9 protein-coding genes and 2 pseudogenes are annotated in these 15,893 nt (G+C 41.0%); 4 read left to right on the plus strand and 7 right to left on the minus strand.

Annotated elements, in window-relative coordinates; genetic code table 11:
• Positions 1 to 123: 123 nt before the first annotated feature.
• Positions 124 to 855: pseudogene (locus FTU37_RS12265) on the minus strand (DUF2515 family protein); the annotation flags it as partial.
• Positions 852 to 1,205 (minus strand): DUF2345 domain-containing protein, encoded by a 354-nt coding sequence (locus FTU37_RS12270; RefSeq protein ID WP_168378404.1) that lies wholly within the window; start codon positions 1,203 to 1,205, stop codon positions 852 to 854. The gene FTU37_RS12270 and the pseudogene FTU37_RS12265, both read right to left, overlap by 4 nt.
• Before the next feature lie 88 nt (positions 1,206 to 1,293).
• Between FTU37_RS12270 and FTU37_RS12275 the strand changes: the two are divergent.
• A pseudogene (locus FTU37_RS12275) lies at positions 1,294 to 1,977 on the plus strand (hypothetical protein).
• Between the two features lie 89 nt (positions 1,978 to 2,066).
• Here FTU37_RS12275 and pta read toward each other — a convergent pair.
• The 3 genes from pta to FTU37_RS12290 all read right to left on the minus strand — a co-directional run bounded on the left by pta (position 2,067) and on the right by FTU37_RS12290 (position 7,244).
• Positions 2,067 to 4,208, minus strand: a complete 2,142-nt coding sequence (gene pta / locus FTU37_RS12280; RefSeq protein ID WP_168378405.1) for a phosphate acetyltransferase — start codon at positions 4,206 to 4,208, stop codon at positions 2,067 to 2,069.
• Positions 4,209 to 4,267: 59 nt separating this feature from the next.
• Positions 4,268 to 5,485: an acetate/propionate family kinase gene (locus FTU37_RS12285; RefSeq protein WP_078189653.1), complete on the minus strand. Its 1,218-nt coding sequence runs from the start codon at positions 5,483 to 5,485 to the stop codon at positions 4,268 to 4,270.
• A 493-nt stretch (positions 5,486 to 5,978) separates the two neighbouring features.
• A complete protein-coding gene (locus FTU37_RS12290) occupies positions 5,979 to 7,244 on the minus strand; it encodes a glutamate-5-semialdehyde dehydrogenase (RefSeq protein ID WP_168378406.1) in 1,266 nt (421 codons plus the stop codon).
• A 303-nt stretch (positions 7,245 to 7,547) separates the two neighbouring features.
• On the opposite strand from FTU37_RS12290, the gene FTU37_RS12295 reads away from it, so the two are divergent.
• Positions 7,548 to 8,876 (plus strand): alpha/beta fold hydrolase, encoded by a 1,329-nt coding sequence (locus FTU37_RS12295; RefSeq protein ID WP_180026007.1) that lies wholly within the window; start codon positions 7,548 to 7,550, stop codon positions 8,874 to 8,876.
• A 28-nt stretch (positions 8,877 to 8,904) separates the two neighbouring features.
• On the opposite strand, the gene FTU37_RS12300 is transcribed toward FTU37_RS12295, so the two are convergent.
• Positions 8,905 to 9,774: a class I SAM-dependent methyltransferase gene (locus FTU37_RS12300; protein ID WP_180124414.1), complete on the minus strand. Its 870-nt coding sequence runs from the start codon at positions 9,772 to 9,774 to the stop codon at positions 8,905 to 8,907.
• Between the two features lie 130 nt (positions 9,775 to 9,904).
• Positions 9,905 to 10,927 carry a beta-N-acetylhexosaminidase gene (nagZ, locus tag FTU37_RS12305; protein WP_168378409.1) on the minus strand — a complete coding sequence of 341 codons (1,023 nt, stop codon included), beginning with the start codon at positions 10,925 to 10,927 and terminating at the stop codon, positions 9,905 to 9,907.
• A 200-nt stretch (positions 10,928 to 11,127) separates the two neighbouring features.
• Here nagZ and FTU37_RS12310 point away from each other — a divergent pair, with 200 nt between their 5' ends.
• Together FTU37_RS12310 and FTU37_RS12315 are read left to right on the plus strand one after the other, a co-directional pair.
• Entirely contained in the window at positions 11,128 to 13,338 is a 2,211-nt protein-coding gene (locus FTU37_RS12310; RefSeq protein ID WP_180124415.1) for a carboxy terminal-processing peptidase, read from the plus strand.
• A gap of 431 nt (positions 13,339 to 13,769) precedes the next feature.
• Complete coding sequence (locus FTU37_RS12315) at positions 13,770 to 15,836, plus strand: EAL domain-containing protein (protein ID WP_180124416.1); 2,067 nt, start codon at positions 13,770 to 13,772, stop codon at positions 15,834 to 15,836.
• Positions 15,837 to 15,893 lie beyond the last annotated feature (57 nt).

Consider the following 15,893-nt stretch of genomic DNA (forward strand, 5'->3'; position numbering starts at 1 on the left):
CAAGTAACTTGGACCAGTGTTGATCATTTAGCATTGTTCGAGGCATAGCGAGTGTAAAATTGGGTTTGGCGATTTAATTTTACTATCTCGCTATTTTTTTAATCAACAAATGTCAACAGACCCTAATTCTTGTAAAATATTTCTTTGCTCTTGTACTGCAACCACCATGAGGTGATCGAAAAGATTTTTACTAGACAACTTAAATCTATTTTGTCTTGATACATTCTTTTTTATAAATACTTTTTCAATTTTAGGTAGATATTCAAAAGCACTTTTAATTTCTGGAGTGCTTTTTAAGTGTTTAATTATGGGTAAACAACTTGACCAAGGAACGTTTATAACTTCTTCCTTAATATGAGTGAATTTGGAAACATCACGTTGAATTCGGCATTGATTGAAAGAGGTTGAAGACATGCTCCAAGCATAATGCCAAGGTGCAATATCCATAAATAACCATAAGTTACCTTTTGCAAAAGTATGTACAGGATCACGAATTACCCCTAGTGGAATCCATTTATACCCCCATGCAGTTAAACCATGTTTAAAAATGGCAGCTACGGTTTTTGAAGCAAATGCACCTAAGCCCATCCAATAGTAACGGCCAACCAAATCCTTGTTTCCATGTTTTTCTTTTTCTAGATAAATATTGGCATAAACTGAAGCAATACGTCTCGCCCTAGCTTCATATCCAGGCTCTAATTTATGTAAATTTTTTCTTTTATCTTTTAAATTAGATAGGCGTATCAGAGCTTCTTGTTGTTGTATTTCCCAAAAAGTTAAGCAATCACACTGTGCGGTTTTACAGCTGTTTTCTGTTGTATTTGTATTACCTTCCCAATCTAAACTTCCCACTATTCATCCCCATCATTCGGTTCAGCTTCTAACTTCATCCAATTCAAATCCAGCTTTAAGCTTTCTTCTTGTAAGGAGTTCACTCGTTTAGAGCGCCCTTTATTATCAGCTATAGCTGTCAACTCATCAGACCCGTTTGAGATTTTATAATCAGCATTTTTCAAGGGCTCACCAGAGGGTAATAACATCTGAAATTTTTCGTTATAAGCTTCGTAAGCTGGTAACCCTTTAAGATTTACACCTACTTCAGCCCCACTTTTAAAGATGTGTTGCCCTGCTTTAGCCTCAAATTTTGCAGGTGTAATCAATGTAATCCCATTCTTATTTAGTATGATTTGAGAACCACCAGCCATATATTACCTGTTTTTATTAAATTCAAAAATTAAGCTCGAAATTGACTTAATATATAAAACGAATATTTCAAAATTTTTTAATTTAGATATGACTTTCATCATTGCCCTTCAACTGAAGGATAGCATCGTTGTTACAGCAGATAAAAAAGTGGTTGTCATAAGTGAGGAAAAAATAGACAGCTTTAACGAATGTCATACATTAAAACTTCATACTTGGGATAATGGAATTATTATTGGAACAGGAGAGAGCTATGTAATACATCGGTCCATAGTTCTTTTCAAACAACTAGCGTATTCAAATATTCATAAACTACCTCAATGCTTAGAAATATCAAAACAAATCAGAGAATTAGAAATAGGGAAAAATCACTATCAGGTCGAGAATACCAAACTTCTTTGTAGTAGCTATAGTGAAAATGGAGCTCAACTTTATAAGATAGAGCGTTTTGATAGTGCACAACCTCTTACATTCACAGAGATTGAACCAATGGATATCACAGTATGGATGTTTGACCCCAATATTGAATTAATTTCCACAGATCTACAGAATCTATATACAGATTTAAAAGACTATGCAGCGTTTTCTAATCAAGCAGAATGGATCAATTACTATCTTAACCGTATCGCTCCGATTTACAAAAAGCAAAGCCAGCAAGATTCACTGATGAGTCAGAGCTTTGATTTCTTTTTTTAAGCGAAGAATGAATACATTATTGGTCATGTACCAAATACTCAAAATTCAGCCATAGAATTTAAAAGAAATTTCCACTAATTCTGAGCCATTTTTAATATAATGGAAGTTATATAAAACAAAAAACCACCCAATCTTTCGAAAGGGTGGTTTAGAACTCGAAACTAAAATTAAGCTTCTTGCTGTTCAGACTGAATTGCCGTTAATGCAATGGTAAACACGATGTCATCGACCAATGCGCCACGAGACAAGTCATTTACAGGCTTGTTTAAACCTTGCAGCATTGGGCCAACACTGACTACATTTGCAGAACGTTGAACTGCTTTATAGGTTGTATTACCTGTATTTAAGTCAGGGAAAATAAACACATTGGCACGACCAGCCACTTTAGAGTCAGGTGCTTTAGAGCGTCCCACACTTTCCACCGATGCAGCATCGTATTGAAGCGGGCCATCAATGAGTAAATCTGGACGGCGTTCTTTGGCAATACGTGTTGCTTCAGCCACTTTTTCGACATCTGCACCTGCACCAGAAGTACCTGTTGAATACGAAATCATTGCGATACGTGGGTCAATACCAAAAGCTTTTGCTGAATCTGCAGATTGAATCGCAATCTCTGCAAGCTGTTCTGCATTTGGATCTGGATTAATGGCACAGTCACCATATACATAGACTTCATCAGGCAACAGCATAAAGAACACAGAAGAAACCAATGAATAATCAGGTGCAGTCTTAATCAATTGGAATGCAGGACGTACAGTATTCGCCGTAGTATGAACTGCGCCTGAGACTAAGCCATCCACCTGATCGAGTGCAAGCATCATGGTACCTAAAACCACAGTATCTTGTAGCTGTTCGCGTGCTTGTAGATCATTGAGTTTGCCTTTACGCAGCTCAACCATTTTCGGCACATAGTTTTCACGAATCAGGTCTGGATCAATGATTTCCAAATCATGAGGAAGTTCGATATTACGTGCTTTTGCAACTTCAATCACGGCTTCAGGTTTTGCCAATAAAATACAGTGTGCAATGCCACGTGATTGACAAATGGCAGCCGCTTGAATGGTCCGTGGTTCATCACCTTCAGGTAGAACAATTCGTTTTTTTGCAGCAATGGATTTTTGTACCAATTCATGACGGAATGCAGAAGGGGATAAGCGTGGTTGATATGAACCATTTAATACTTCAGTAATCCACTCAGCATTAATGTGGCTTGAAACAAAGCGGGTCACTTGTTCTGCACGTTCTACGTCATCGACAGGAATTTCATTGCCTAAATTTGAAAGTTGTTGTGCCGTTTCAAAAGTGCTTAAAGGCGTATGTAAAATCGGTAAGCCTTGCTTAATCGCGGTTTGGCAGAAATCCAAAACTTGTGGGTTCGGTTGATGATGTTCAGTCAAAACTAAACCGGCAAGTGGAATACCATTGCTACTTGCAAGGCTAGAAGCCAACAACACATCAATACGGTCAGAGGCGCTGATAATCAGTTCGCCTGCCACAAATTTGTGAAGTTCATGTTCAATATTCGACGCAACTAAGCTGCTATGTAGTACACGGCGATGAGCAGCATCGCCTTGGTTGATCCATTCCGCTTGAATATGCGTCGCCAAGTCAGACATGCGCGGTACGCTGAGCGTATTACTAAATGGAACGAGGCCAATAACAGGTAGCTGTGTAGAACCAATTTGCGGATTACTTTGTTGTAATTCGAGTACAAATTTATTGGTGTCACTAATTAAACGCAGATTTGGATCAAGTGTGACAGGAATTTGCGCAGACTCTTCTGGCAAGCCACGTGTGCGCATAAACAAAACACCCGCAGTACGTTCAGATGCAGCACCACCAAATTGGCGTAGTGAACTGTCAATTTTCTCAGCCGTTTTCGTGGCATTTTGAATATCTGCTGTGCTGACAATAATCACTTTGGCATCGAGTGCTTTTGCTACAGTCGCATTCAGTTCTGAGGCAAAGTTATCTCGGCTGTTTGGAACCAAGCCTTCAACAATAATTAGGTCATGCTTTTTTGCAATTTCACGGTGCAAACGAACCGCTTCTTCGAGCAGTTCATCACTTTCATCATGACTGAGTTGTTTCACGATGGTGGCATGGTGAATGGGTTCTACCGTTTCATTATTAAATAAATGACGATAAAGAGCCGTTGTACGGTCTACAGTATCTGCGACATTTTCCTGTGAAAATGGTTTCAGAAAACCTGCTTTGACCCCTTGGCATTCCAAAGCATAAATTAAACCTAAGCATGCAGATGTTAAACCTACACCTTCCCCAGTTGGCACGAGTAAAATTGTTTTCATACGGTGTCTAAATTAAAGCTAAAAATTAATATTGAAGGCGAAGGGGCTGATGCGATTGCTTATGCAATCGCAGCTTCAGCATCAGGCTTTTTTGTAGCAGACGCTGTCACCTCGTCTACAACATGCTCAGTTTCTTTGGCAATACGGCCTTCTTCATCGGTAGGAACAACCCAAATTTGTGGGCCAGTACCGTGGTCAATACGACCTTCCGTACCGCGTTTTAAGTTGTCATTTAATTCTTTACTCAGGTTGAAACCAAAGTGTGGTAAGTATGAAACCGTTTTTTCACGAATGTAGGCAGAGTTTTCACCAATACCACCGGTAAAGAATAAACCGTCAATACGTGGTAGACCACAGCTGAGACCTGCTAAAGATTTTGCTAAACGGTAGCAGAATACTTCAATGGCAAGCGCGGCATCTTCGTTACCTTGTTCTGATGCTTCGATCAATGTACGCATGTCATTTGATAGATCAGACAAACCGAGTAGGCCTGATTGGCTGTTCAGCATTTTGTCGATTTTGTAGATATCCCAACCTAAGTTGCTCGCAAGGAAGCTGTGAATACTTGGGTCAACATCACCACTACGTGTGCCCATCACCACACCTTCAAGTGGTGTTAGACCCATTGACGTATCTACAGATTGACCATTCCAAATCGCACAAGTCGAGCTACCATTGCCTAAGTGAGCAGTTAACCAGCCACCTTGTTTAAAGCTGCCTGCCAACATTGAGCCACGCTCAGATACGTAGGCATGGCTAGTACCGTGGAAGCCATAACGACGTACGTTATGCTGTGTGTACAAGAATTTTGGTAATGCATAGCGGTATGCATGAGACGGCATTGTTTGGTGGAATGCTGTATCGAATACGGCTACTTGCGGAAGTTCAGGGAACAAACGCATGGTTGCTTCGATACCCACCAAGTGAGCAGGGTTATGCAATGGCGCAAGCGGTGTAGCTTCACGAATACGTTCAATAATTTCTGGTGTTAATAGCTCAGCTTTGGTTAATGTACCGCCGTGTACCACGCGGTGACCAATCGCTTGAGGATTATGGTGAGCCAAACGCTCTAAAATAGTTTCGAGGGCTTTTTCATGGTCAGCATGTGGAATAGACAGCTCAAGCGCAGCACCACCCGTAGTGACCCCTTTAATACGTGCATCAGCAGAACCTAGGTTCTCGGCCAGACCAAAAATACGATCTTCACGGCGCTCAGAAACTAACGCATATTTGATAGAAGAAGATCCGCAGTTAATTACTAATACTGATGTAGACACGTTTAAATACCCGAATTCTAATTGAAATACTTATCCATAATGTTGATCTGATTGCAGTTGTATTGATTGATACAATTTAGATCTGTGATGATGTTTTATCATGGGTTTTTTTATCGTCCTAGATAGACTTTAGGAGATTAGACTTAAGCACTATCGACCCTGAGCACAATAATAATTAAAATTTATCAGTTCATAGTTTTCATTTATTAATAAAATAGTCCTCAAAATTTATACGATTTAAGGGATATACATAGAACATAACATGCGTTCGCTGCGCTGTAATCCTCAAATTGTTGCAAAAAAGCAGGTAAATTTAACTTTTCTCATTCTTCTTAAGTATTTAATTGTCAAAAAATCTGTTTTCGATTCTATATCCTGTGTGTTTGCAGGCTTATATTTCAATATGTGAACCTTGGGTCTAGTTTTTTAAATTGCCATAAAAAAAGCTGTGCCTTTAATCAGAAAAGCACAGCTTTCATTGTCTTATTGGGTGTTATTGGCGAATTTGACCATCACCAAATACAATCCATTTTTGAGAAGTCAGACCTTCAAGACCGACTGGACCACGTGCATGGATTTTATCGGTTGAAATACCGATCTCAGCACCAAGACCATATTCAAACCCATCTGCAAAGCGCGTTGAGGCATTAATCATCACTGAACTCGAATCTACACGCGCTAAGAACTGACGCGCCAAACTGAAGTTTTCGGTAATGATTGAGTCGGTATGGTGTGAGCCATATTTGTTGATGTGCTCAATCGCTTCATCTAAGCCAGTAACGACTTTCACTGCCAAAATCGGGCCTAAGTATTCGGTATACCAATCTTCTTCAGTTGCAGGAACAATCGATTCACCCAAAATGCGCTGCGTTTCAGCACAGCCACGAAGTTCAACTTTTTTCTCAGCATAAAGTTCAGCAATGCGTGGTAAAAACTCTTCAGCGACATTTTCATCGACGAGCAAGGTTTCCATGGCATTACATACGCCATAACGGTGTGTTTTGGCATTAAGCGCAATAGGTAATGCTTTTTGCAAATTAGCCTGAGCTTCCACAAAAACATGGCAGTTACCATCAAGATGTTTGATAACAGGCACACGTGCTTCATTGGTGATACGTTCGATTAAGCCTTTGCCACCACGAGGTACGATCACATCGACATATTCAGGCATAGTAATTAATTGGCCAACCGCAGCACGGTCTGGGGTATTAAGCACTTGAACGGCATGCTCAGGTACACCTGCAGCAGTTAAGCCATGTTGAATCGCTGCCGCAATTGCTTGGTTAGATTCCAAAGCTTCAGAACCACCACGTAAAATAATCGCGTTACCTGATTTAAGCGCTAAAGATGCGGCTTCAAGCGTTACATTCGGGCGAGATTCATAAATCATGCCGACAACACCTAGCGGCACGCGCATTTTGCCCAGCTGAATACCTGTCGGACGAAAGGCCATATCGGTAATTTCGCCAATCGGGTCAGTGAGTGCGATTACATCTTTTAGACCTTGAAGCATGCCTTTAAAGCGTGTGGGGGTAAGTTCTAAGCGATCAAGTAGAGCACTATCCAAGTTGTTGTTATGCGCTTTGGTCATATCCACTTGGTTAGCTGCCAAAATTGCAGTTTCACTGTTTTGTAAAGCAGTATAAATTGCTGATAAGGCATTATTTTTAGTCTGGGTAGAAGCCCCTGCGAGCACACGTGATGCTGTGCGTGCTTGCTGTCCTACCGTTTGCATGTATTGTTCAATAGACTCTTGCATAGCGGTTTGATCACTTAGAAATTTCAACTCGATATTAACAGCCTGTGACTGAACAATGAAGCACTTAAGTGCATATTCGACTGTACATGCTGACCAGAATTAACATTTTGAAATTGTTTTTAGAACAAAAGTAGATAAGCGGCGGGGATATCAGTTGCTTGTAAAATGAACCTCTGTATAGAATGAAACAATAGCGACATTGAAGTCGTACAAATAACGATTAAAGAGCAGGACGCTAAGTCGAGCAGAGTCTCTAAATGAATTCCTGACAATAAAAATAAGGCAGGAATGGAGGAAAGGAATATGAATTCCATTATCCAAATGGATCCCACCGTACAGGAAAGTACGCATTACAGTTTTTTCGATCTGTATGACAAGCAAAGCTTTAAACAGCCTGCCAGAACGACATGGATTGATGGCTGGAAGGTCGAATATATGGCCATTGCACAACCTGAAACCATTCATCGCACCCCGATTGTTATTATTGGTGGGGCATTTCAAAACTTTAATTCCTACAAATATTGTGTCGAACAATTATTTGCGGCAGGCCCAATTATTTTAATTGATTTACCCTCCATGGGCTCAAACCAGCAAATTACCAATGTCGATACTTCGGTGTCGGCAGGGACTTTAGAGTTGGGTGATCTGGCACAGATGTTAGGCGTTTGGTTGGATATCGTCGGGCTAGAAAAAGTATCCGTGATGGGGATGTCGCTCGGTTCAGTGGTGGCTGCAGGACTGGCGGATCAACGTCCTGAATTGATTGACCGCATGATATTGATGGGCGTAATGCAAAAAACGCGCAAGAGCTGGCGCATGTTGCTTGAAGAATCCTTGCATTTGATGAAAGAACAGCGCATGGATGAATTTGGTCAAGCGGTGATTTTGTATTTGGTTAATCATGCCAAACTGGATGTGACGCGGATGTCACCGACAGCAAAGCGTTTGTTCTTTAGACAAATGGCTGAATTCACCAATACCGAACAAGAGCGTTATGACATTAACTGTAACCGTTTGCTGCGTTTGCAAGACGTGCCGATTCCACAGTGTGATGTATTGGTGTCTTGCGGGCAGTACGACAGTTTTACTTTGCCACATGAAAATGCGGGCTTTGCCTTGCAATGTCCGAATATGCAATTTGCCATGATTGCCAATGCGGATCATTTACCGCAGTTGCAACGCCGTAAGGAAACCATGAATTTGTTTGCAACTTATCTACGCGGTGAGTCTATTCAGCAGTTGGATGGGATCATTCCAATGAGCCGAGAGCAAATGCAAAATATTGAACGCCGTGGCGAAGCGCGTGTAAGTGTACAACAGCCATTCACGCATTTATCTCATCGCCATTCAGACCTCGTGGTTGAAACTCAAATTACGGATTTAAATTATTTCGGCGTGTTGCTGAATGTACAGGCTGAAATGTTGGACTCCATGCACGCATATCCTCGGGATTTGGCATTACATCTAGAAGATGAAGAAGGTGAGTTTAAAATTGAATGTCTCATCTTTGACGTTGTGGATACACAGGTTCGCGCTTTGTTTAAGCATGGTAGTTTTGAGTTGGCAGAGCGCTTATTACGCTTTGTACAACGCCAAAAAGAAGATGTATTGTTATTAGAAGCCGTCAGTTAAAACATGAAAAACTAAAAAAAACAGCGCTTTAGCGCTGTTTTTTTGTTTTGGCATGCACCATCCAAACCAAATCGCCACAGTGCTGCTCTGCATCGTGGAAAGGAATCACTTGTTCATGTTGCTGTTGTGGAAAGTATAAGGCCGGCTGAACGACTTTTACTTCTTCAAATCCTGTATGGGTGAAAAACTGCTGTAATTCAGCAGGGGATTGAAAATGAAAAGTAAAAGCGCTGCGAGACATGACTTTGAGTAATTTACTACTGGCCCAAATAAAACGTGCTAAACGGTTTTTAACGGGTTCTGGATAGATGTCGGTCAGATAATGTAATTCCTGAAACGAGGCGCCATATTCGGTGATCCCTTGCAATAACTTATTCAGTAGGGTTTGATCAAAATAATTAATCAGACCTTCGCTAATCACCACCAAAGGACGTTCAGGGTCAAAACTCTGAAAAATACGTTCAAAATCTTGAGTGAAAATGTCCCCAGTTAAGACCTCGGGGGCATGCGGGTCAATCTGTTTGAGTGCCTGTGTTTTGATTTTTGCCATATCTGGCAAGTCGAGTTCACGATAGTCAATTTCAGGATGCTTGGTGCGAAAATTCCAACCGCGCGGGGAGAGGCCACAGGCAATTTCAAGGACTTGTAGCTGTGGATATTGGGTAATGAGTTGATCTAAATGTTGATCGATCATGGCATGGCGCTGTTTAAGCGTCGAACGCATGCTACCGCCCACATTTTTTTCTGCCCAGCTTTCTAAAGGATGGACTAAACGTGCTAAAAATTTGCCTTTACGTGTGGCAAAAACGGGATGCGAAATCCCTATGCTGTACCAAATATAGCCAGTGTAATGTGCAGTAAAAGAAATATGTCGATGTTCCGATAAACTTTGTGTCATGTCGTCCTGACCTAATGTTGTTTTTATTGGCAATTTTTGTATAGCGCCGAAGCATTTATTTTGTCTTCATCATAAATCAAAAAGGAGCACCTTGTCGTGCTCCATTTTCTAGAATTTTGAAAGTCTTGGATTAGCAATATTGATTTTTAAAATCCACAATACGATTACGCACGTTTTGCCAGTCCGCCCCGAGTTCAATGTTTTGTCCAATCTCAATTTGTGGGATTTTTCCGCGCATACGTTCTAGGCGTTCCTGATTTGGAAGAGCTAAGTTTTGGATCCCATCAAGCGCAATGCATGCAGATTCACGGTTATTACACACGAGGCCCATATCACAACCTGCATTTAATGCTGCTTGCATACGAGCATCTGCACCGCCAGCGACACAAGCGGCTTGCATGCTTAAATCATCGGAGAATAAAACGCCATCAAATTGGAGCTCTTGACGTAAGACCTTCTGAATCCAATACGGTGAGAAACCAGCAGGATTAGGATCAATATTTTCATAAATCACATGCGCAGGCATTAAGGCATCAAGCTGTGGTTGCAGTTGAATAAAGCTTTGCATGTCTTTTTGATAGATTTCTTCATAACTACGATGGTCAATAGCAGCAGCGATATGTGAATCTGCTTTCACCGAGCCATGGCCTGGGAAATGCTTACCTGTAGATGCCATCCCCGCACGTTTCATACCTTTTAAGAAAGCACTTGCCAGTGGAATGATGTCTTGCATATTTTTGGCAAAACCACGGTCACCAATCACATCACTGACATCATTTAGGTCCAGCACTGGTGCAAAACTAAAATCGATGCCGACCGCAAGGACTTCAGCTGCCATCAACCAGCCACATTGTTCAGCCAGTTCAACAGCTTTTTCAGGTTCAGTTAAGTAAAGTTCTCCAAACTTACCCATAGCTGGTAGGAGTGTGAAGCCTTGTTTTAAGCGTTGTACACGACCACCTTCCTGATCGACGGCAATTAAAATATCAGGACGAATTTGACGCATATGGTCGGTCAGGGCACGAACTTGTTCAGGAGATTCAATGTTACGACCAAATAAAATCATGCCGCCAACTTGTGGTGCCTGTAATAGTTCAATATCTTCTTGGGTGAGTTCTGTGCCAGCAATGTCGAGCATTAATGCGCCAATCATATTCGGTGTCCGTGTTGGAATTTTTAAGGAAAAACAATACCTGAATTCTGCAATGATTTGCTACACTTTGTCAGCAGAGAATATGATAAAACTACACGACATAAACATATTAAGTTGTTTAAGATTTTGAATCTATTCAATTCAGGTCGAAAACCAACACGGTAATATTGGTCTTAATACCAAGGAAGTACAAATTATTTATGAAACTTCAAACATTAGCTTGTGCCGTTGCGATTGCGACAGGTGGATTCTTTTTCACTCATGTGGTGAATGACGCAATTGCTGCCAATAATACAGAAGCAGTGAGCGCGGGTACCATTCAGCCCACACAAGAGCAAGCCTTGGTCTCACGTCAGCTTGCAACATTGGTAGACCGTCAACACTATTTAAATCAGCGTTTAGATGCCAATACCTCTAACCGTATTTTAGATTTTTATATTGATAGTTTAGATGCTGAACATACGTTGTTCTTGGCATCGGATATTGAAAATTATAAAAAACGTTATGGTTCAACTTTTGGTGCAAACCTCAAAGCGGGCAATTTGACTGGGCCGTATGCCATTCATGCGCAATATCGTGAGCGTTTAAAACAGTTCTACACCTATATGTTGGAAGAGCTGAAAAAGCCACAGAATTTAAATCAACCCAATAGCTACATCGAAACCGATCGTGAAAAAGCGCCATTCTTTAAATCGACAGAAGAGCAGCGTGCGCATTGGAATAGAATGTTGGTCTCTCAGCTGATCAATTTAACCATCAGCAAAGAAGAAGAGAAAGCCAAACAGAAAGCCTTAAAAGATGATCCTGCACTGGCAAATGGTCAAGACTTAACCGGTCCGGAAGATTTAACACCTGAACAGACTTTAACCAAGCGTTATACGCGTCAGTTAGAGCGGATTAGTCGTTTAAAAAGCGATGATGTACTCGATAAAACGCTGAATGCCATGATGCTGACTTATGATCCGCACAGTAACTATTTCCCACCTGTCGATGCGATGGAGTTGAACCGTCAAACCACGTTGCAATTGGAAGGGATTGGGGTGTCGATTCGTCCTGAACGTGGTAACGAAGACTACACCAAAATTGAAACCATTGTGGAAGGTGGTCCAGCCAGTAAGTCAGGGCAAGTCAAGTCAGGTGATCGCATCGTTGGTGTTGCCCAAGATGGCGACAAAATGGTCGATGTGATCGGCTGGCCGAGCAATGAAATTGTCGGACTGATTCGTGGTAAACGTGGCACCAAAGTGACTTTACGTTTATTGGGTGCTGGTGCGTCCATGAATCAAGCGCGAAATGTCACTATTGTACGTGATGTAATTCAAGAAGAAGATGCAGGCGTGCGTTCACGTACCGTTGAAATTGAACGTGATGGCAAAAAACATAAGTTTGGTGTGATTGAAATTCCATCGTTTTATTTAAATTATCGTGCACGTCGTGCGGGTACAGACTACCGTTCTGTGTCGGAAGATACCAATAAAGCCTTAAAAACATTAGATGCGCAAAATGTTGAAGGCATCATCATTGACTTGCGTAACAACCCAGGCGGCTCACTTGAAGAAGTAGCACGTATGCTTGGACAAGTGATTAAATCAGGTCCAGTGGTGCAAATCCGTGATGGTAATGGCAATGTCAGCGTGTTTGAAGATGATGATGGTGGCGCGCAAACTTATGCAGGCCCATTGGCGGTATTGATTAATTTGGCTTCGGCTTCTGCGAGTGAAATTTATTCTGCTGCGATTCAAGACTATGAGCGTGGTGTGGTGATTGGTAGTACCACAACGGGTAAAGGAACAGCGCAGGTACAACTTGACTCTTTAGCCTATGGTCAAGCAACCTTAACGCAACGTAAATTTTACCGCGTGACGGGAGGCAGTACCCAAAATAAAGGGGTCGTACCGGATATTAAGCTGGTCGATATTTACAATGAAGAGTTTGGTGAGCGTAAATCGAAAAATGCTTTACAGTGGGATACTATTCCAACCGCACCGTTTAAACGTGAAGGCTCGATTCAAGGCTATGTTCCAGATTTGATAAAGTCATCTCAGCAACGCGTCTCTATTGATCCTCAATTTAAGTATTTAGAGCAACGTACAGCGATTGCAAAAAAGACGGATGAGCAAAAGCGTGTGGTACTCGACTTAACGAAGCGTAAAGCTGAATTGTTGGCACTAGAGCAAAAGTCTTTGGATGCTGAAAATCAACGTCGTAAAGTGGTGGGTCAAAAGCCTTATGCCAACTGGGAGAGCTACCAAGCGTCTATGGATGCATTGGTGGAAACACGTGCGAAAATGAAGGCGAACCAACGTCCAGCACTGCCTGAAGAAGAAGTCTTTGTGACGGAAGCAGCGAATGTGCTAATGGACTATGCCAAATTACAAGGTACGAATCCAACAACAGCAGCCAAAAAGTAAGCCATTCATCCATAAAAATATTGAGCTGATTGCTTAAGTTTTTGACGGAAAAGATGAATTTACCTATTGAGAAATAGCGAGCTACGGCTCGCTATTTTTTTGTGTAGAGAGGCATGATTTAAATCTAGAAAACAATATAGAAATCAATCTAATTTATTCATTTTATTATGGTTAGAAACTGTTCTAAAATAAAAACCACCTGATGCATTTTTTATCAAAAGTTTAAGTTTTAGTGAACTTGATCAAGCTTTCTTTTTTTAAATTAATCAGTTGCTTAAAATCTTGAAAGAAAGACTTGACCATTATCGTAGACTAATAGATTCTAAGGGAAAATAAGTAAGTAATTGAAAACGTAACAAGTTAAAGGGAAGAGATAGATTGGGTAATTCGGTTAAAGAAAGTGCCACGATAACCTAAGCGGAACGCTTGATATGACCCATATTCATTATGATTACAATCTGGTCGTTGGTTCAATCGTAGTTGCATTATTAAGTTGTTACTTAGCGGTTTCACTCGAACAAATGTTGTTTCGTGGAACACGACCAAGATATGAAAATGTCATTTTATTATTCAGCGGCGCAATTTTAGGTGCTGCGATTTGGTGCATGCATTTTGTAGGTATGATGGCCAGCCATTTGCCTTCAAATCATAGTTTTGATACCAGTCTGACTCTAACTTCCTATTTTATCGCCTTTGTTGCGTCCACTTTTGCAGTGTGGCTGACCACTCGTCCGACCTTACCTTTTCCGCGTTTAATTTTAGGCTCCGTGTTAATGGGACTTGGCATTTCCGGCATGCATTATACCGGCATGCTGAGTTTAGCCGTTCAGGGCTATGAACAACGCTACGAACCTTTAATTGTTATCTGTTCAATTTTGGTCGCGATTTGTGGTTCAGGTTTAGCATTTTGGCTGACATTTAAAAATAAGTATTCGTCTAAACGTAACATCATGAATGCCTTTGTTGCAGTCATGCTGACTTTTAGCATTGTGGCTATGCATTATATTGGTATGGCGGCTGTTGATTTTGTACCGCTAAACTCGATGGATGTATTGGTGGCAGCGCAGATAAACCATAATTTATTGCTGTTTATTGTTTTGTTTGTCACCAGTTTATTGTTGATGGCAGCCTTTAGTGTAGCGGTATTAGAACAACGTTTAGAGCATCGCAGTTTGCAGTTGATGCGCGCAAATCGAGAACTGGCCAATCAAGCGGTACAGGACAATTTGACTCGTTTACCTAATCGACTGTTTTTGGCTGAATATGCACATTTCCTATTTACAGAGCATCGTTTAAGACAACATAAAATTGCTTTTATTTATATTGATATTGACCGTTTTAAAGCGGTCAATGATGTGTTTGGACACCATGTCGGTGATCAACTGCTGATTCAAATTGCTACGCGTATTCACCGTTTAATTAATGATAAAGCCAAATTGCTACGAATCGGTGGCGATGAATTTCTGATTGTGCTCGAGTCGGCAAGCAATGACTCTGCCACAGCAATGTCTGAAAAAATATTGGAATTGATGCAAGAAAGCTTCTTGATTGCAGGCAAGGAAATCAATATTTCAGGCAGTATTGGTATTGCGATGTACCCTGAACATGGTGCGAACTTGCAAGATCTGCTGATCAATGCAGACACTGCAATGCTGAGTTCGAAGTATCAGGGGCGTAATACCTATTCGTTTTTTAATTATACTGCCGACCAATTTGAAGAAAAAAGTCAGACGAAACTGATCAATGATTTATATAAAGCGGTAGAAGAACAGCAGTTTAGCTTGTTTTATCAGCCAAAATTTAATGCCACTGATCGTGAAATTTGTGGGGTTGAGGCCTTAATTCGTTGGAATCATCCAACCTTAGGTATGCTGACGCCAAATAAGTTTATCAATGGTGCGGAAAAAACTGGACTGATTATTGCCATGGGCTATTGGGCGCTTGAAGAAGCCTGTAAGCAAATTCAGCACTGGGAAAAGCTGAATATGCCGCTGTATCCGATTGCGGTCAACTTATCGGCCATCCAGTTTGAGCATAAACATTTATTTAGTACTTTAGAGTCGCTTTTTGCACGTTATGAAATTAACCCGTCAAATTTAATTATTGAAATTACCGAGTCAACTGCGATGCATCATATCGATGCCAGTATCGTGACTTTTGAACATTTGAGACAGATGGGGATCAAAGTTGCGATTGATGACTTTGGAACAGGACATTCAAGTTTCTTGTATTTAAAAGAACTACCTGTAGATGAGCTGAAAATTGACCGTGAATTTATCCGCAATTTGAGCGTTGGCTCTAAAGAAGAAATTATTTTAGAAAGTATTATTCACTTGGCAATTCGACTGGGGCTAACAGTCACTGCAGAAGGTGTAGAGACAGAACAACAAGCAGAAATTTTAAAACGTTTAGGTTGCCAACAGTTACAAGGATATTTGTTAGGAATGCCGATGCCAGTGGCACAGCTTGAAGAAAGCATGAAAATGAAAGTTGAATAAAGTCTTTGTGGTCTGATCGGATTGCCAATGAGTATAGAAAAAAGAAAATGAAATGTG

Source organism: Acinetobacter sp. YH12097 (assembly GCF_013419225.1).
Lineage (GTDB): Bacteria > Pseudomonadota > Gammaproteobacteria > Pseudomonadales > Moraxellaceae > Acinetobacter > Acinetobacter amyesii.

Excerpts from the sequence above, each read along its gene's own strand:
- FTU37_RS12300 (WP_180124414.1), bottom strand. The coding sequence starts at position 9,774 with ATGACACAAAGTTTATCGGAACATCGACATATTTCTTTTACTGCACAT.
- pta (WP_168378405.1), bottom strand. The coding sequence starts at position 4,208 with ATGAAAACAATTTTACTCGTGCCAACTGGGGAAGGTGTAGGTTTAACA.
- FTU37_RS12270 (WP_168378404.1), bottom strand. The coding sequence starts at position 1,205 with ATGGCTGGTGGTTCTCAAATCATACTAAATAAGAATGGGATTACATTG.
- FTU37_RS12290 (WP_168378406.1), bottom strand. The coding sequence starts at position 7,244 with ATGCAAGAGTCTATTGAACAATACATGCAAACGGTAGGACAGCAAGCA.
- FTU37_RS12310 (WP_180124415.1), top strand. The coding sequence starts at position 11,128 with ATGAAACTTCAAACATTAGCTTGTGCCGTTGCGATTGCGACAGGTGGA.
- FTU37_RS12315 (WP_180124416.1), top strand. The coding sequence starts at position 13,770 with ATGACCCATATTCATTATGATTACAATCTGGTCGTTGGTTCAATCGTA.
- nagZ (WP_168378409.1), bottom strand. The coding sequence starts at position 10,927 with ATGATTGGCGCATTAATGCTCGACATTGCTGGCACAGAACTCACCCAA.
- FTU37_RS12295 (WP_180026007.1), top strand. The coding sequence starts at position 7,548 with ATGAATTCCATTATCCAAATGGATCCCACCGTACAGGAAAGTACGCAT.